Genomic DNA, 16,491 nt, shown 5'->3' with positions numbered 1-16,491 from the left:
AGGCCGGCATGAAGCCCACCGTCGTCAGCGCTGACGTTTTATTTGAGGACCACCGCGCTTCCCTGAAATGGGAATGGGTCGCCGGCCTGGGCGCCTCCGAGCGGCGCTTCGACGAAGTGGCCGTGCGGGCCGCGCGTTCCGGCGCCGACCTGGTCGGTTACCTCAACTACATCCATCCCTACCGCGTGCAGATCCTGGGCGAGCGCGAGGTCGCCTACCTGACCAACGCCAGCCCCGAGGATTGCGCCCGCCGCATCTCCCGCATCATCACGCTGGAACCGCCGGTGCTGGTCGTGGCCGACGGCCAGGTGGCGCCCGACACGCTGCTGTCCATGTGCGAGCGCGCGCAGCTGCCGATGTTCTCCACGCCGGAGTCGGCCGCCTTCGTGATCGACGTGCTGCGGGCCTATCTGTCCAAACACTTCGCCGACCGCACTTCGATGCACGGCGTGTTCATGGACATCCTCGGCCTGGGCGTGATGATCACCGGCGAGTCGGGCCTGGGCAAAAGCGAGCTGGGCCTGGAGCTGATCTCGCGCGGCCACGGCCTGGTGGCCGACGACGCGGTCGATCTGTACCGCATCAACCAGACCACCATCGAAGGGCGCTGCCCAGAGCTGCTGCAGAACCTGCTCGAAGTGCGCGGCATAGGCCTGCTCGACATCAAGGCGATCTTCGGCGAGACGGCGGTGCGCCGCAAGATGCGCCTGAAGATGATCGTGCACCTGGTGCGCCGCGAGACGCTGGAGCGCGACTACGAACGCATTCCCTATGAGCCGCTGACGCAGGACGTGCTGGGAATTCCGGTGCGCAAGGTCATCATCCAGGTGGAGGCCGGCCGCAACATCGCCGTGCTGGTGGAAGCCGCGGTGCGCAACGCGATTTTGCAGCTGCGCGGCATCAATACCTACCAGGAATTCGTGGAGCGGCACCGCCGCGCCATGGAACAAGACGACTAGAAGGCGCGAATAAACCTACTGCGCCCCCCGATCTCGCGCCTGCGGCCTCGCCGTACGGGTGTACGGCTCCGGTCCTCGACGCGACCTCGGGGCGCTCGCTACGGTTTCTTCACACCTTCTAGGCCGCGCCGCATACCCGCTCAACTCAAGCGTGGTGATGCCTCACCGGCATGCCGTTGCGGTTGGGGCATTTGTCCTTGGTGCAGTTGGCGTAGATGGACAGGGAGTGGTCGGCGATGGTAAAGCCCTTGGACTTGGCGACCGACTGCTGGCGTTTTTCGATCTCGGCGTCGTAAAACTCCTCGACCTTGCCGCAGTCCAGGCAGACCAGGTGGTCGTGGTGCTGGCCTTCGTTGATCTCGTAGACCGCCTTGCCGGACTCGAAATTGCTGCGATTCAGCAAACCCGCCTGCTCGAACTGGGTCAGCACCCGGTAGACGGTGGCCAGGCCGATGTCCGAACGCTCCTCGAGCAGCACCCGGAACACGTCTTCAGCCGTCATGTGGCGCTGTTTTCCCGCCTGAAAAATCTCCAGGATTTTCAGGCGCGGCAAAGTTGCCTTGAGGCCGGTATTTTTCAGTTCGTCGATGTTGCTCATGGGAAAACTCTCTGGGTGAAACCGGTGTGACGCGGCGGTTGTGACCCTTCAGGGCAGGCGCAGGCCGGGAGCCCCCAGCCGCTACAATGAACAATCATATCGCTACACCCCCTTACTATGTCAGCCATGCCTGCAAATCATCGTTACAGCGCCCGAACCGCTTTCCTGCTCCTGGCTTGCACGGTGCTGGCGTCCTGCGGCGGCATGCGCGGCAGTTCCATCAACCCGGTCAACTGGGTGACCCCCTACAAGATCGACGTCATCCAGGGCAACTTTGTCTCCAAGGAGCAGGTCGAGCAGCTGAAAGCAGGCATGACGCGCGACCAGGTCAAGGCCACGATGGGCACGCCGCTGATGGCCAGCCTGTTCCACGGTGACCGCTGGGATTACGTTTTCACCCTGAAGCGCCAGGGCGTGGAGCCCCAGTCCTACAAGTACACCGTGTTCTTCAAGAACGACCAGCTCGAGCGCTTTGAAGGCGACGCCATGCCGAGCGAGACCGAATTCATCTCCAAGCTGGGCAACCGGCGCAAGCTGGGCGACGTGCCTGTGCTGGAAGCCACCGAAGCGCAGCTGAAGGCCGCCGAAAAACCCAAATCCGCCTCAGCCAGCGCCGCGGCCCCTGCCAGCGTACCCGCCGGCACGCCGGCCGCCAGCTACCCTCCCCTCGAAAGCCCGAAACAGTGAGCGGGGCGGCCCTCAACCAGGCCCGCCGACACAGGGTCGCGGTGGCGGGCGCCAGCGGCCGCATGGGCCAGATGCTGGTCGAAGCCATCGCCGCCAGCACCGACTGCCAGCTGACCGGCGCGCTTGACTTGGCCTCCAGCCCGGCCGTGGGCAGCGATGCCGCCGCGTTCTCGGGCCGCGCCAGCGGTGTGCTCATCAACGCCGACATCCGCCAGGGCTTAAAAGACTCCCGCGTGCTGATCGACTTCACCCGCCCCGAAGGCACGCTGGCCCACCTGGCGGCCTGCCGCGAAATGGGGGTCAAGCTGGTCATAGGCACCACGGGCTTCTCGGAGGCGCAGAAAGCCGAAATCGCCGCCGCCGCCAAGGACATCGCCATCGTCATGGCGCCCAACATGAGCGTGGGCGTCAACGTCACGCTCAAGCTGCTCGAAATGGCGGCACAGGCCCTGTCCACCGGCTACGACATTGAAATCGTCGAGGCGCACCACCGCCACAAGGTCGACGCGCCCTCCGGCACCGCGCTCAAGATGGGCGAGGTAATCGCCGGCGCGCTGGGCCGCGACCTCAAGGACTGCGGTGTCTATGCGCGCGAAGGCGTGACGGGCGAACGCGATCCCCTGTCCATCGGCTTTTCCGCCGTGCGCGGCGGCGACGTCGTCGGCGACCACACCGTGATGTTTCTGGGCACCGGCGAACGCATAGAGATCAGCCACAAGTCGTCCAGCCGCAGCAACTATGCCCAGGGCAGCCTGCGCGCCGCCCGCTTCCTGGACGGCCATGCCACCGGCCTTTTCGACATGTTCGACGTGCTGGGCCTCAAAAAATAAACGCGGCGCAGGCCGCGGCAGCTTCAAAGGTGTAACCGGATGGACTTCTTCAGCCTCATGACCCAAGGCGGTATCGTCAGCCAGCTGGTGGCCGTCCTGCTGCTAGGCATGTCGGTGGCGAGCTGGGTCGTGATCCTCTGGAAAACCTGGCTGCTTCGCCGTGCCGGCGGCGACGTCGCGCGCAGCACCGCCGCTTTCTGGCAATCGGCCTCGGTCGAACAAGCCCGGGAAAAAGTCGCCGCCTTCGACCGCGAAGCCCTGGTGCTGCCGCTGATCGCCGCGACGGCCCTTCCGGCCGGCGGCACGCTGGCCACGGCGGGCGACAAATCCCAGCAACTGACCCGTGTGTTGCGCGACGCGCTGCACGCCGTGCTGCACAAGCTGCAGTTCGGCCAGGTGCTGCTGGCCACCGTCGGCTCCACCGCGCCTTTTGTGGGGCTGCTGGGCACGGTCTGGGGGATTTACCACGCGCTGGTCGGCATCGCCTCGGCCGGCCAGATCACCATCGACAAGGTTTCCGGCCCCGTCGGCGAAGCCCTTATCATGACGGCCGCCGGCCTGGCCGTGGCCATCCCGGCCGTGCTGGCCTACAACATCTTCGGCCGCTACATAGGCCGCATCGAAGCCGACCTTGAAGGCTTCGCCCGCGATTTGCGCGAGCTCCTGGCGCACAAGGCTTGACCATGGCTTTCGGACGCCTTGAACGCACGCCCGGCCCGCAGCCCATGAGCGACATCAACGTCACGCCGCTGGTGGACGTGATGCTGGTGCTGGTGGTCATCTTCATCATCACCGCGCCCCTGCTGGCCAGCAGCATACGGCTGGACCTGCCCAAGACCGACGCCGCCAAACCGGCCGACGCCCCGAAATTCGTCACCCTGGTGGTCGACAAAGCCGGCCAGGCCTTCCTGAACGACAAGCCCCTGAACATGGATGAGCTGGCCGGCCGGCTGGCCGAAACCTCCGCCCAGAATCCCGACACCGAGGTCCAGCTGCGGGCCGACGAGGGTGTGCCTTATGGCAAGGTGGTCCAGGTGATGGGCGTGGCGCAAAAAGCCGGGCTCAACCGCATCGGCTTTGTGGCCGACAACCCTTCCGGCGCGGCGGTGAGCCGCTAAGCGGCGCGGATACTGCCCCTGCCCCTAAAATCGGGGATTCGCGGCAATCGGCCGCGCGCCCGCGCCGCCGGGCTTTCTCCCCGTTTCCTGTTCCGTTTTCTTTCCGTTTTCCGCTTTCCCGGTTCTCCATGCAAGACAAATACAACCATCTCGACGTTGAGCGCGACGCTCAAGCCCATTGGACCGCCGCCGACGCCTACCGCGTGACGGAAGACGCCGGCCGCAAGAAGTACTACGCCTGCTCCATGCTGCCCTACCCCAGCGGCAAGCTGCATATGGGCCATGTGCGCAACTACACCATCAACGACATGCTCACGCGCCACCTGCGCATGAAGGGCTACAACGTCTTGATGCCCATGGGCTGGGACGCCTTCGGCCTGCCGGCCGAAAACGCCGCCATGAAAAACAAGGTACCGCCGGCCCAGTGGACCTACGACAACATCGCCTACATGAAAAAGCAGATGCAGGCGATGGGGCTGGCCATCGACTGGAGCCGCGAAGTCGCCACCTGCGACCCGGGCTACTACAAGTGGAACCAGTGGCTGTTCCTCAAGATGCTGGAAAAAGGCATCGCCTACCGCAAGACGCAGGTCGTGAACTGGGACCCGGTCGACCAGACCGTGCTGGCCAACGAGCAGGTCATAGACGGCAAGGGCTGGCGCACCGGCGCCGTTGTGGAAAAGCGCGAGATCCCCGGCTACTACCTCAAGATCACGGCCTACGCCGAAGAGCTGCTCGACAGCGTCAGCCACAAGTTGCCCGGCTGGCCCGAGCGCGTCAAGCTGATGCAGGAGAACTGGATCGGCAAGAGCGAAGGCGTGCGCTTTGCCTTCACGCACGACGTCCAGGACGCCTCCGGCAAGCTGATCGGCGATGGAAAGATGTACGTCTTCACCACGCGCGCCGACACCATCATGGGCGTGACCTTCTGCGCCGTGGCGCCCGAGCACCCGCTGGCCCTGCACGCCGCCGCCTCCAGCCCCACGGTCGCGGCCTTCGTCGAGGAGAGCAAAGCCGGCGGCACGACCGAAGCCGAACTCGCCACGCAGGAGAAAAAAGGCGTGCCCACCGGCCTGTTCGTCACGCACCCGCTCACCGGCGGCAAGGTCGATGTCTGGGTCGGCAATTACGTGCTTATGAGCTATGGCGACGGCGCCGTCATGGGTGTGCCCGCGCACGACGAGCGCGACTTTGAATTCGCCAAAAAATACGGCCTGCCGATCAAGCAGGTGGTCGACGTCAAGGGCCAGGCCTATAGCACCGACGCCTGGGCCGATTGGTACGGCGACAAGCAGCAGGGCGTGACCATCAACTCCGGCAAGTACGACGGCCTGGGCTTCAAAGCCGCCGTCGACGCTGTCGCAGCCGATTTAGCTGCCAAGGGCCTCGGCGAGAAAAAAACCACCTGGCGCCTGCGCGACTGGGGTGTGAGCCGCCAGCGCTACTGGGGCACGCCGATTCCCATCATCCATTGCGAAGAGCATGGCGCGGTCCCGGTGCCCGAAAAAGACCTGCCCGTGGTGCTGCCGCAGGACTGCGTGCCCGACGGCTCCGGCAACCCGCTGCACAAGCACGCGGGCTTTCACGCCGGCGTGGTCTGCCCCGTCTGCGGCAAGCCCGGCCGCCGCGAGACCGACACCATGGACACTTTTGTCGACTCGTCCTGGTACTTCATGCGCTACTGCGACCCGAAGAACGGCGAGAAGATGGTGGCCGAAGGCGCCAATTACTGGATGCCCATGGACCAGTACATAGGCGGCATCGAGCATGCCATCCTGCACCTGCTGTATGCGCGCTTCTGGACCAAGGTCATGCGCGACCTGGGCCTGGTGACGGTCGACGAGCCCTTCACCAAGCTGCTGACGCAGGGCATGGTGCTCAACGAGGCTTTTTCGCGCACCACCACCGGCAAGCAGTACTTCTGGGCGCACGAACTCGACATCGTGCGCGACGAACACGCCAAGGTGGTCTCCGCCACCGCCAAGGCCGACGGCCTGCCGGTGCCCTACGAAGGCTGGACCACCATGTCCAAGTCCAAGAACAACGGCGTGGATCCGCAGGACCTGATAGAGAAGTACGGCGCGGACACCGCCCGGCTCTACACCATGTTCACCGCGCCGCCCGACACCACGCTTGAATGGAACGATGCCGCGCTCGAGGGCTCTTACCGCTTCCTGCGCCGCGTCTGGAACTTCGGCGTCAAGCTCGGCGCCGGCAAGCAGCCCGAAAGCGGCGCGCCCGCGTTCGACAAGGACACCAAGGCCTTGCGCCTGGAAATCCACGCCGTGCTCAAGCAGATCGACTACGACTACCAGCGCATGCAGTACAACACCGTGGTGTCGGGCAACATGAAGCTGCTCAACGCACTGGAAGACTTCAAGGGCGCGGCATCGGCCGGTTCCGACGCCGCGCTGCGCGAAGGCTTCGGCATCCTGCTGCGCTGCCTGTACCCGGCAACACCCCACCTGGCGCACGCGCTGTGGTCGCAGCTCGGTTATGCCGCGCAGCACGGCGAGCTGCTCGACGCCCCCTGGCCCCAGGTGGATGCCGCCGCGCTGCAGCAGGACGAGATCGAACTGGTGCTGCAGATCAACGGCAAGCTGCGCGGTGCCGTCACGGTGCCGGCCGGCGCCGACAAGGCCGCCATCGAGGCGGCAGCGCTGGCGTCGGAAGCTTTCACCAAACAGGCCGCGGGCGCGCCCGCCAAAAAGGTGATCGTGGTCCCCGGCCGGTTGGTCAATATCGTCATCTGAGACTGTTTCAACGAAGAGAAGGCAAGCCATGCAGCGTCGCGCATTCCTCTCCCTGTCGGCCACCGCCGCCGCCCTGAGCCTCAGCGGCTGCGGCTTCGCGCTGCGCAAGGCGCCCAATTTCGCCTTCAGCACGCTGTACTCCTCCCTGGGCGAAGGCTCACCGCTGGGCGTGGAACTCAGGCGCTCGCTGCAGTCCACCCGCAAGGTGGAAGTGATCTCCGACCCTCGCCGCCTCAACGAAGCGCAGGTGGTGCTCGACGTGCTGGGCGACCGGCGCGAAAAAGTGGTGCTCAGCACCAACGCTTCGGGCCAGGTGCGCGAGTTCCAGCTGCGGCTGCGCTTTCGCTTCAGGCTGCGCACGCTCGCGGGCAAGGAGCTGATTCCCGACACCGAAATCCTGCAGCAGCGCGACATCAGCTTCAACGAATCCGCCGTGCTGGCCAAGGAAGCCGAAGAGGCCCTGCTTTACCGCGACATGCAGGGTGACGTGGTCCAGCAAATCATGCGCCGCCTGGCGGCCGTGACGGAACTGTAAGACAGGCCCGCGGGCTTCACGCCCGCATCACGCCCGCATCAGTGTGCTCTTGCCAAACAGGCTCTCGATCAGGTCCACCGCGACTTCGGCCGTTCCGTTGCGCACGTCCAGTGCCGGGTTGAGCTCCATCACGTCGAGCGAGCCCAGCAGGCCGGTGTCGGCGATCATCTCCATGCACAGCTGGGCCTCGCGGTAGGTCGGCCCGCCCTTGATGGCGGTGTCCACGCCCGGCGCGATGGAGGGGTCCAGGAAATCCACGTCAAAACTCACGTGCAGGTGGGTGCCGGCATCCATGCCGGCCAGCGCTTTTTCCATGGTGTGGCGCATGCCCATCTCGTCGATGTAGCGCATGTCGAACACCTCCAGCCCCTGCTGACGCACAAAACGTTTTTCCCCTTCGTCCACACTGCGGATGCCGATCTGCCGGATAGCCGAGGGGCTCATGGCCGGCGTGGCGCCGCCTATGCCTGTGAGCTCGGCCGGGCCATGGCCGCAGAGCACCGCCACCGGCATGCCGTGCACATTGCCGGTGGGCGTGAGGGCATTGGTGTTGAAGTCGGTATGCGCGTCCAGCCAGAGCACACGCAGTTTCTTGCCGGTGGCGCGGCAGTGGCGCGCCACCGCGCTGATGGAACCTATGCCCAGGCAATGGTCGCCGCCCAGCAGGATGGGCAGGCGGCCGGCGGCCAAACTCTGGTACATGGCTTCATGCACGGCTTTGTTCCAGTCAACCACTTCATCCAGGTGCCGGTAGCCGTCGGCAGGCGGCAACCAGGGGTTGGTCGGGCCGGCCAGGTTGCCGGTGTCGGCGACCTCCAGGCCGCGCGCCTGCAGCGCTTCGCGTATGCCGGCCACGCGCAGGGCCTCGGGGCCCATGGAGGCGCCGCGGCTGCCCGCGCCTATGTCGGTGGGCGCGCCTATCAGGTCAACGGTGATGCTCATCAAGGGGCCATTTCGGGGGTGGTGTCCAGACGGGTAGCCTTGACTGTACGGGCTGCGGCCGGCGCCAGCAAGCCGAACAGGTCCTTGGGATTGTCCAGGCGCGGCACCAAGTCGATCCGCCGGCGATTCGCGGCGTCGGCCAGCTGCAGCTTGTGCAGGTAGCGCAGGGCCGAATAGTCCTCCAGCGCGAAGCCGACCGAATCGAAAATCGTGACCTCAAGAGGCGACGCGCGCCCCACGGCCGTGCCCTTGAGCACGTCGGCGAATTCAGCCACCTTGAAATCCTCCGCCATCTGCTGGATCTCGCCCTCGATGCGCGACTGCGGCTCGAACTCGACCACCACACGCGCGTCGGGGCGCAGCAGGATGTCGGCGTGCAGCTCGGTCTTGCCCGGGCAGTCGCCGCCCACGGCGTTCAGGTGCATGCCGGGTTTGATCATCTCCGGTGTGAGGATGACGGCGTTGCGCTTGTCGGCGGTGATGGTGGTCACGATGTCGGCTCCTTGCACGGCCTCGGCGGCGGATTGGCAAATCACCACACGCAGGTCGCTCAGCCCCATCGCATGCAGGTTACGGGCCAGTTTGTCGCTGGCCGCGGCGTCGATGTCGAAAAGCCGCATCTCGCGTATGCCCAGCATGTGGTGAAAGGCGATCGCCTGGAATTCGCTTTGCGCGCCGTTGCCGATGATGGCCATCACGCGGCTGTCCGGCCTGGCCATCCATTTCGCGGCCAGTGCCGAGGTGGCGGCGGTGCGCAGCGCGGTGGTGATGGTGAGCTCGGACAACAGCAGCGGGTAGCCGGTGTCCACGTCGGCCAGCACGCCGAAGGCCGTGACCGTCAGCAGGCCCAGCTCGGTGTTCTTGGGGTGGCCGTTGACGTACTTGAAGGAATACTGGTGGCCATCGCTAGTCGGCATCAACTCGATCACGCCGTCGGGCGAATGGATGGCGTGGCGCGCCGACTTGTCGAAATCGTTCCAGCGCCGGTAGTCATGTTCGATCTCGCCGGCCAGGCCTTCGATGAAGGCGGCCGCGCCGCGCTGGCGCACGATTTTCTGGATGCTCTCAATGCCAATGTAGTCAACCATGATGGGGCTCCCGGTCCTTGTACTGATTTCCATTGTCCGCAGTGCTTGTGCCAAATAAAAGTCAGTAAGTTGATCAGATTTATCCGTTGTTTGAACAAATAGACAGCCTCAATTGACGTTATGCCAATAAAATGCGCACATGGACGATACCGACCGCCAACTGCTGTCCCTGCTGCGCGACAACGCCCGGGCCTCCGTCGCCTCGCTGGCCAAGGTGCTGCGGGTCTCGCGCGGTACGGTGCAGAACCGGCTGGCCCGGCTGGAGGCCGACGGCACCATCACCGGCTACACGGTGCGCCTCAAGCCCCAGGCCGAGGGCCACCGCATACGCGCTTTCATGACGGTGGCGGTGGAAGGCAACCGTACGGCGGCCGTGCTGGCGGCCCTGCGCGGCGACCCGGCCGTGAGCGCGCTGCACACCACCAACGGCCGCTGGGACATGGTGGCCGAGCTGCAGGCCGACAGCCTCGAAGCCTTTGACAGCGTGCTGAGCCGCATACGCCTGCTTGAAGGCATCGCCAACACTGAAACCAGCCTGCTGCTGTCGACCAGCAAACTCTGAACGCCCGCACAAGCCCAGCCGCTAAACTCCCTCCCATGAATCTGGCTCCCGCCCAACTCCAGGAACACCTCAAGCGCGGCTTGAAGAGCCTGTACACCCTGCACGGCGACGAGCCCCTGCTGGTGCAGGAGTTCGCCGACGCGCTGCGCGCTTCGGCGCGTGCCCAGGGCTACACCGAACGCACGGTGCACACCGTGGCCGGCGCGCATTTCGACTGGAGCGAGGTGCTGGCCAGCGGCGGTTCGCTGAGCCTGTTCGCCGACAAGCAGATTGTGGAAATCCGCATCCCCAGCGGCAAGCCCGGCAAGGACGGCTCGGTCGCGCTGCAGCAGATCGCCGAGCGCGCGCAAGGCGACGACTCCACCCTCACTTTGGTCATGCTGCCGCGGCTGGACAGCATGACGGCCAAGGGCGCCTGGTTCGGCGCGCTCGAAAGTTTCGGCGTCACCGTCAAGTTCGACCCCATCGACAGGCGCAACCTGCCGCAGTGGATCGCCCAGCGCCTGCAGCAGCAGGGCCAGCGCGTGGCCGCCGGCGAGGAAGGTCAGCGCACGCTGCAGTTTTTCGCCGACCGCGTCGAGGGCAACCTGCTGGCCGCGCACCAGGAAATCCAGAAGCTGGGCCTGCTCTATCCGGCCCAGTCCGGTGGCAGCGACGGCGTCCTCAGCTTCGACCAGGTCGAAAACGCCGTGCTCAACGTGGCGCGCTACGACGTCTTCAAGCTCTCCGAAGCCGTGCTGGGCGGCCAGGCGGTGCGCGTGGCGCGCATGCTGGACGGCCTGCAGTCCGAGGGCGAGTCCGAAGTGCTGGTGCACTGGGCGCTGGCCGAGGACATTCGCAGCATGAAGCGCGTGAAAGATGCCATCAGTGCAGGCCGGCCCATGCCCATGGCGCTGCGCGAAAACCGCGTCTGGGGCATCAAGGAAAAGCTCTTCGAGCGCGTGCTGCCGCAGATCGGCGACACCACCCTGGCCAACCTGCTGCACGCCGCCCACAAGGTCGACGGCATCGTCAAGGGCCTGAAACAGCCCGACTGGCCCGCCGATGGCTGGCAGGCCCTGCACCGCCTGGCCGGCATGGTGTGCGAGCAATGCACCTTGCAGGGACGCACCCGGCAGGCATAGCCCCCTGCGCCGTGGGCGCGCTCCGGCAGGCCTAAAATGGACCGGATGAACGCGCCCGATCTCCAAAAAGCCCTTTCCTCTTCCAGCGATATCGCCGGCGATGTCCCGCGCTTGATGGAACTGCTGGGGTCCCGCGCCAAAGCGGCTTCAGCCGAAGTGGCGCGCGCGCCGGCGGCCGTCAAGAACAAGGCTTTGCTGAACCTGGCCAAGGCGCTGCGAAAAAACACGGCAGCGCTGGAGACGGCCAACCAGCGCGACCTGGAGCGCGCCCAAACCGCAGGCCTGGCCGGCCCCCTGCTGGACCGGCTCAAGCTCACCCCCAAGATCATCGACACCGTTGCCCAGGGCTGCGAGCAGCTGGCCGCCATGGCCGACGTGATCGGCGACATCATCGGCATGAAGGAGCAGCCCAGCGGCATACGCGTGGGCCAGATGCGCGTGCCCATCGGCGTCTTCGGCATGATTTACGAAAGCCGGCCCAACGTGACGATTGAAGCCGCGTCGCTGGCCATCAAGAGCGGCAATGCCTGCATACTGCGCGGCGGCTCGGAAGCGATTGAATCGAACAAGGCGCTGGCGGCGCTGGTGCAGCAGGCCCTGGCCGACGCCGGCCTGCCGCCCGATGCCGTGCTGCTCGTGCCCACCACCGACCGCGAGGCCGTCGGCCACCTGATCGCCATGCCGCAATATGTGGACGTCATCATCCCGCGCGGCGGCAAGGGCCTGATAGAGCGCATCAGCCGCGACGCCAAGGTGCCGGTCATCAAGCACCTGGACGGCAACTGTCATGTGTACGTCGACGACCCCTGCGACCTGGAGATGGCCGTGAACGTGGCCGATAACGCCAAAACCCAGAAATACAGCCCCTGCAATGCCAGCGAAGGTTTGCTGGTGGCGCGCGGCGTGGCGGCGCAATTCCTGCCGAAAATCGGCGCGATCTACGCCGCGAAAGGCGTGGAAATGCGCTGCGACCCGGAGGCGCTGGCCATCCTGTCCGGCATCAAAGGCGCCAACACCACGGCCGCCAGCGAGCAGGACTGGTACGAGGAATACCTGGCGCCCATCATCAGCATCAAGGTGGTGGACGGCATTGATGAAGCCATCGCCCACATCAACCATTATTCCAGCCACCACACCGACGCCATCCTCACGCGCGACCATGTGCATGCCCAGCGCTTCATGCGCGAGGTGGACTCGGCCAGCGTCATGGTGAATGCGAGCACCCGCTTCGCCGATGGCTTCGAGTTCGGGCTGGGCGCCGAAATCGGCATCAGCACCGACAAGTTCCATGCGCGCGGGCCGGTCGGCATTGAAGGGCTGACCTCCCTCAAGTATGTGGTGCTGGGACAGGGCGAAGTGCGCACCTGAGGGCATGCCGGGCCGCGATCCCGGCCCACGGATTTTTGGATGGATTGCGTTGGCGTTACCCCTTGTAACCCGGGTATCCCATCCCAATATCCCTAAAATTCGGTCAGCTATAACCGAAGCAAATAACAGATTCCCCTATCGAAAGTGGCCGAATGGTTCCGCACCTCATCACCGCCCTGAACGGCCCCATCAACGAACTCGAACAACGCGTCCTGGACTCCACCCCCGCGATCGAGCGCTGGTTCCGGCTGGAGTGGATGGAGCACACGCCGCCGTTTTACAGCTCGGTCGACATCCGCAACGCGGGCTTCAAGCTGGCCCCGGTGGACACCAACCTCTACCCCGGCGGCTGGAACAACCTGACGCCCGAGATGCTGCCGCTGGCGGTGCAGGCCGCCATGGCCGCGATCGAGAAGATCTGCCCCGAAGCGCGCAACCTGCTGGTCGTGCCCGAGAACCACACGCGCAACAGCTTTTACCTGTCCAACGTGCTGCAGCTCAAGCGCATCTTCCACCAGGCGGGCCTTAACGTGCGTTTCGGCTCGCTGAGCGCCGACATCAAGGAACCCACCACCTTGAACCTGCCGACCGGCGAGACCATCACGATAGAGCCGCTGATCCGCACCGACCGGCGCCTGGGCCTGAAGGATTTCGACCCCTGCACCATCCTGCTGAACAACGACCTGTCGGCCGGCATCCCCGGCATCCTGGAAGACATCAACGAGCAGTACCTGTTGCCACCGCTGCACGCGGGCTGGTCGGTGCGCCGCAAGTCGCACCACTTCAAGGCCTATGAAGAAATTTCCAAGCGCTTCGGCAAGCTGCTGGGCATAGACCCCTGGCTGATCAACCCGATGTTCGCGCAATGCGGCGAGGTCAACTTCGCCGAGAACACCGGCATGGAATGCCTGACCACCAACGTCGACGCGCTGCTGACCAAGATCAAGCGCAAGTACAAGGAATACGGCATCAACGAAAAGCCTTTTGTCGTCGTCAAGGCCGACAACGGCACTTACGGCATGGGCATCATGACGGTGCGCGACGTGAAGGACCTGGAAGCGCTGAACCGCAAGACCAAGAACAAGATGAGCACCACCAAGGACGGCCAGGCGCTGTCAGAGGTGATCATCCAGGAAGGCGTGCTGACCAACGAGCGCGTCAACGACGCCGTGGCCGAACCCGTGGTCTACATGATGGACCGCTACGTCGTCGGCGGCTTTTACCGCGTGCATGCCGAGCGCGGCGTGGACGAGAACCTCAACGCGCCCGGCGCCAGCTTTGTGCCGCTGGCCTTCGCCGACAGCGGCCGCCTGCCGCAGCCCGGCGAAAAGCCCGGCTCCAGCAACCCCAACCGCTTCTATATGTATGGCGTGATCGCGCGCCTGGCCATGCTGGCCGCGAGTTACGAACTCGAAGCCACCGACCCGGACGCCGAGGTTTACGACTGAAAAAGCCCCCGCGAGGGGCTTTTTCATGGCTATTCCGGTTTTGGCCTGCCAGGCCGGGCATGGCGCACTCTTAAATAGATAGCATTAACCGGCAAGAGGCGACACGCCGGCTTTGGCCCTCTATCGGGCTACTCCGTTACAAGTTGTTGCGGTGCAACAAAATCGGCTTTAGTTGGATTTAGGCATGTCCGCCCACTTGCAAGCCCGGCACCTGGGCGCAAAATAGCACTCCCAAAGGTAACCATTCCCGCCGCTTTGGACCCGCTCGAACGGGCCAGGCGCAAAGACGGGAAGTTTTTGTGTCCAGTAAAAAATCATCCCTCGCGGCGCTCACCCTGGGCGCCATCGGTGTCGTCTACGGCGACATCGGAACCAGCGTCCTGTATGCCGTCAAGGAAGTTTTCGGTTCCGGGCACGTCCCCTTCACCCCCGACAACGTCTACGGCATCCTGTCCATCTTCTTCTGGACGCTGACCGTCATCGTTTCCATCAAGTACGTGGCGCTGGTGCTGCGTGCCGACAACAACGGCGAAGGCGGCCTGATCGCCATGCTGGCGCTGGCGTCCACCGCGGTGAAAGACAAGCCCCAGCTGCGCAAGACCTTGCTGATCGTCGGCATCTTCGGCACCTCGCTGTTTTACGGAGACGGCGTCATCACACCGGCGATTTCAGTGCTGTCGGCCGTCGAAGGCCTGGAAGTCGTCTCACCGGCCTTCAAGCAGGGCGTGATTCCGATCACCCTGATCATCCTGTTCGCCCTCTTCGCGGTGCAAAAACACGGCACGGCCGGCATTGGCAAATTTTTCGGGCCCATCACACTGGTCTGGTTCGGCGTGCTGGCGCTGCTGGGCATTTCCCAGATCGCGACCAATCCCCATATCCTGGTGGCGCTCAGCCCACATTACGCACTGATGTTCATGTGGGCCAACCCCGGCACCACCTTCATCATCCTGGGGGCCGTGGTGCTGTGCGTGACCGGCGCCGAGGCGCTGTACGCCGACCTCGGCCACTTCGGCAAGAAGCCGATACGCCTGGCCTGGTTCTCGGTGGTCATGCCCTCGCTGGTGCTCAACTACTTCGGCCAGGGCGCCCTGCTGATCAGCAACCCCGCCGCCGTGAAGAACCCCTTCTTCCTGATGGCGCCCGAGTGGGCATTGCTGCCGCTGGTGGGCCTGGCTACCATGGCCACGGTGATCGCCTCCCAGGCCCTGATCACCGGCGCCTTCAGCGTGACCAAACAAGCCATCCAGATGGGCTATTTGCCGCGCCTGAACATCCAGCACACCAGCGTGCGCGACACCGGCCAGATCTACATGCCTTTCGTCAATTGGGGCCTGTTCATCACCATCGTGCTCGCGGTGGTGATGTTCCGCTCGTCCAGCAACCTGGCGGCCGCCTACGGCATCGCGGTCTGCACCGACATGCTGATCACCACCATCCTGACCTTCTACGTGATCCGTTACGGCTGGAAGTACCCGCTGAGCCTGTGCATCGCGGCCACCGGTGTTTTCTTTGTCGTCGACTTCGCCTTCTTCGCCTCCAACCTCATGAAGCTGTTCGCCGGCGGCTGGTTCCCGCTGGTGATCGGCGGCGCGGTCTTCACGCTGATGATCACCTGGAAGGAAGGCCGCCACCTGCTCAACGAAAAGCTGCGCGCCGACGCGATTGACCTGCCCAGCTTCCTGGACGCCGTTTTTGTCAGCCCGCCGGCCCGTGTCGAAGGCACGGCCGTGTTCCTGACCGCCGAACCCGGCAGCGTGCCCAACGCGCTGCTGCACAACCTCAAGCACAACAAGGTGCTGCACGAGCAGAACCTGTTCGTGACCGTGCGCAACCACGAGATCCCCTGGATAGGCATGAACAAGCGCCTGGAGATCCACGCGCTCGGGCATGACTGCTGGCAGGTCAATGTGCACTACGGTTTCAAGAACGACCTGGACCTGCCCAAGGCCCTGCAGCAGATCAAGGGCCGGGGCTGCGAGCTGGAGTCCATGACCACCAGCTACTTCCTTTCGCGCGACACGGTGATCCCGACGATCGGCAGCGGCATGGCGCCTTGGCGTGAGAAGCTGTTTGCGCAGATGCATCACAACGCAAGTGGAGCTGCGGATTTTTTGAATTTGCCTAATAACTCTGTTGTGGAGTTGGGTAGCAAAATTGAGATTTGAGTTTTTGCCTCTTGCGTGGGGCTCTGCCTGATCGATTGTTGTTGTTCTCTTCTTAGTTCTGCCGGCCGGGGGTAGCCCGGCGGCTACTCACTTTTCTTTTGCTTCGCCAAAAGAAAAGTAAGCAAAAGAAAAGGCGACCCTGGTTGCTGCGTCCCTTCGCTGCGCTACGGGCAACCTGCGGTGCTCGGCTCAGGCGGGGTCTCGCTAAACTCGCCTTCGGCTCAGACAACGCGATCCCTGATCCGCCTGAACCTCCGCTCCTCGGCGCATCCACAAGGGGTGGGGAAGGAATACCAAATACTGAAAACCAC

15 protein-coding genes are annotated in these 16,491 nt (G+C 64.5%); 12 read left to right on the top strand and 3 right to left on the bottom strand.

Going from position 1 to position 16,491, the window contains the following annotated elements:
• Positions 1-8: 8 nt before the first annotated feature.
• Entirely contained in the window at positions 9-959 is a 951-nt protein-coding gene (hprK, locus tag AC1D1F_RS21185; RefSeq protein ID WP_436155918.1) for an HPr(Ser) kinase/phosphatase, read from the top strand.
• 145 nt (positions 960-1,104) lie between these two features.
• Here the strand turns inward: hprK and fur are convergent, their stop codons facing one another.
• Positions 1,105-1,557 (bottom strand): ferric iron uptake transcriptional regulator, encoded by a 453-nt coding sequence (gene fur, locus AC1D1F_RS21180; RefSeq protein ID WP_477656095.1) that lies wholly within the window; start codon positions 1,555-1,557, stop codon positions 1,105-1,107.
• A 126-nt stretch (positions 1,558-1,683) separates the two neighbouring features.
• Between fur and AC1D1F_RS21175 the strand changes: the two genes are divergently transcribed.
• The 6 genes from AC1D1F_RS21175 (at position 1,684) to AC1D1F_RS21150 (ending at position 7,480) form a co-directional block, all read left to right on the top strand.
• Complete coding sequence (locus tag AC1D1F_RS21175; protein ID WP_477676718.1) at positions 1,684-2,244, top strand: outer membrane protein assembly factor BamE; 561 nt, start codon at positions 1,684-1,686, stop codon at positions 2,242-2,244.
• Positions 2,241-3,074: a 4-hydroxy-tetrahydrodipicolinate reductase gene (gene dapB / locus AC1D1F_RS21170; RefSeq protein WP_477697029.1), complete on the top strand. Its 834-nt coding sequence runs from the start codon at positions 2,241-2,243 to the stop codon at positions 3,072-3,074. The genes AC1D1F_RS21175 and dapB overlap by 4 nt, the downstream gene beginning before the upstream one ends.
• Before the next feature lie 39 nt (positions 3,075-3,113).
• Entirely contained in the window at positions 3,114-3,755 is a 642-nt protein-coding gene (locus AC1D1F_RS21165) for a MotA/TolQ/ExbB proton channel family protein (protein WP_477676716.1), read from the top strand.
• 2 nt (positions 3,756-3,757) lie between these two features.
• Complete coding sequence (locus AC1D1F_RS21160; protein WP_477676715.1) at positions 3,758-4,192, top strand: ExbD/TolR family protein; 435 nt, start codon at positions 3,758-3,760, stop codon at positions 4,190-4,192.
• A gap of 128 nt (positions 4,193-4,320) precedes the next feature.
• Positions 4,321-6,945, top strand: coding sequence for a leucine--tRNA ligase (gene leuS / locus AC1D1F_RS21155; protein WP_477700827.1), 2,625 nt, complete (start codon positions 4,321-4,323; stop codon positions 6,943-6,945).
• A gap of 28 nt (positions 6,946-6,973) precedes the next feature.
• Positions 6,974-7,480, top strand: a complete 507-nt coding sequence (locus AC1D1F_RS21150; protein ID WP_477676713.1) for an LPS-assembly lipoprotein LptE — start codon at positions 6,974-6,976, stop codon at positions 7,478-7,480.
• Between the two features lie 27 nt (positions 7,481-7,507).
• On the opposite strand, the gene rocF is transcribed toward AC1D1F_RS21150, so the two are convergent.
• Together rocF and AC1D1F_RS21140 are read right to left on the bottom strand one after the other, a co-directional pair.
• Positions 7,508-8,422 carry an arginase gene (gene rocF, locus AC1D1F_RS21145; protein WP_477676712.1) on the bottom strand — a complete coding sequence of 305 codons (915 nt, stop codon included), beginning with the start codon at positions 8,420-8,422 and terminating at the stop codon, positions 7,508-7,510.
• The gene (locus tag AC1D1F_RS21140) at positions 8,422-9,510 is read right to left on the bottom strand and encodes an ornithine cyclodeaminase (RefSeq protein WP_477676711.1); all 1,089 of its coding nucleotides are present in this window, start codon (positions 9,508-9,510) and stop codon (positions 8,422-8,424) included. Before AC1D1F_RS21140 ends, rocF begins: the two co-directional genes overlap by 1 nt.
• Before the next feature lie 139 nt (positions 9,511-9,649).
• Here AC1D1F_RS21140 and AC1D1F_RS21135 point away from each other — a divergent pair, with 139 nt between their 5' ends.
• The 5 genes from AC1D1F_RS21135 (at position 9,650) to AC1D1F_RS21115 (ending at position 16,180) form a co-directional block, all read left to right on the top strand.
• Positions 9,650-10,072, top strand: coding sequence for an Lrp/AsnC family transcriptional regulator (locus AC1D1F_RS21135; RefSeq protein WP_436155908.1), 423 nt, complete (start codon positions 9,650-9,652; stop codon positions 10,070-10,072).
• Positions 10,073-10,107: 35 nt separating this feature from the next.
• On the top strand, positions 10,108-11,196 hold the full coding sequence (gene holA / locus AC1D1F_RS21130; protein WP_477676710.1) for a DNA polymerase III subunit delta: 1,089 nt from the start codon (positions 10,108-10,110) through the stop codon (positions 11,194-11,196).
• Positions 11,197-11,241: 45 nt separating this feature from the next.
• Complete coding sequence (locus AC1D1F_RS21125) at positions 11,242-12,564, top strand: glutamate-5-semialdehyde dehydrogenase (protein WP_477676709.1); 1,323 nt, start codon at positions 11,242-11,244, stop codon at positions 12,562-12,564.
• 152 nt (positions 12,565-12,716) lie between these two features.
• Entirely contained in the window at positions 12,717-14,012 is a 1,296-nt protein-coding gene (gene gshA / locus AC1D1F_RS21120) for a glutamate--cysteine ligase (protein WP_436155906.1), read from the top strand.
• 299 nt (positions 14,013-14,311) lie between these two features.
• On the top strand, positions 14,312-16,180 hold the full coding sequence (locus AC1D1F_RS21115) for a potassium transporter Kup (RefSeq protein ID WP_477679161.1): 1,869 nt from the start codon (positions 14,312-14,314) through the stop codon (positions 16,178-16,180).
• The last annotated feature ends 311 nt before the right edge of the window (positions 16,181-16,491 follow it).

This window comes from Polaromonas sp. P1_H6, assembly GCF_056405195.1.
The sequence above is the reverse complement of the archived record's forward strand: the minus strand, read 5'-3'. Positions and strand labels throughout refer to the sequence as shown.

Coding starts and splice junctions, on each gene's coding strand:
- hprK (WP_436155918.1), top strand. CDS start 9: ATGAAGCCCACCGTCGTCAGCGCTGACGTTTTATTTGAGGACCACCGC.
- fur (WP_477656095.1), bottom strand. CDS start 1,557: ATGAGCAACATCGACGAACTGAAAAATACCGGCCTCAAGGCAACTTTG.
- AC1D1F_RS21175 (WP_477676718.1), top strand. CDS start 1,684: ATGCCTGCAAATCATCGTTACAGCGCCCGAACCGCTTTCCTGCTCCTG.
- AC1D1F_RS21165 (WP_477676716.1), top strand. CDS start 3,114: ATGGACTTCTTCAGCCTCATGACCCAAGGCGGTATCGTCAGCCAGCTG.
- AC1D1F_RS21160 (WP_477676715.1), top strand. CDS start 3,758: ATGGCTTTCGGACGCCTTGAACGCACGCCCGGCCCGCAGCCCATGAGC.
- leuS (WP_477700827.1), top strand. CDS start 4,321: ATGCAAGACAAATACAACCATCTCGACGTTGAGCGCGACGCTCAAGCC.
- AC1D1F_RS21150 (WP_477676713.1), top strand. CDS start 6,974: ATGCAGCGTCGCGCATTCCTCTCCCTGTCGGCCACCGCCGCCGCCCTG.
- rocF (WP_477676712.1), bottom strand. CDS start 8,422: ATGAGCATCACCGTTGACCTGATAGGCGCGCCCACCGACATAGGCGCG.
- AC1D1F_RS21140 (WP_477676711.1), bottom strand. CDS start 9,510: ATGGTTGACTACATTGGCATTGAGAGCATCCAGAAAATCGTGCGCCAG.
- AC1D1F_RS21135 (WP_436155908.1), top strand. CDS start 9,650: ATGGACGATACCGACCGCCAACTGCTGTCCCTGCTGCGCGACAACGCC.
- holA (WP_477676710.1), top strand. CDS start 10,108: ATGAATCTGGCTCCCGCCCAACTCCAGGAACACCTCAAGCGCGGCTTG.
- AC1D1F_RS21125 (WP_477676709.1), top strand. CDS start 11,242: ATGAACGCGCCCGATCTCCAAAAAGCCCTTTCCTCTTCCAGCGATATC.
- gshA (WP_436155906.1), top strand. CDS start 12,717: ATGGTTCCGCACCTCATCACCGCCCTGAACGGCCCCATCAACGAACTC.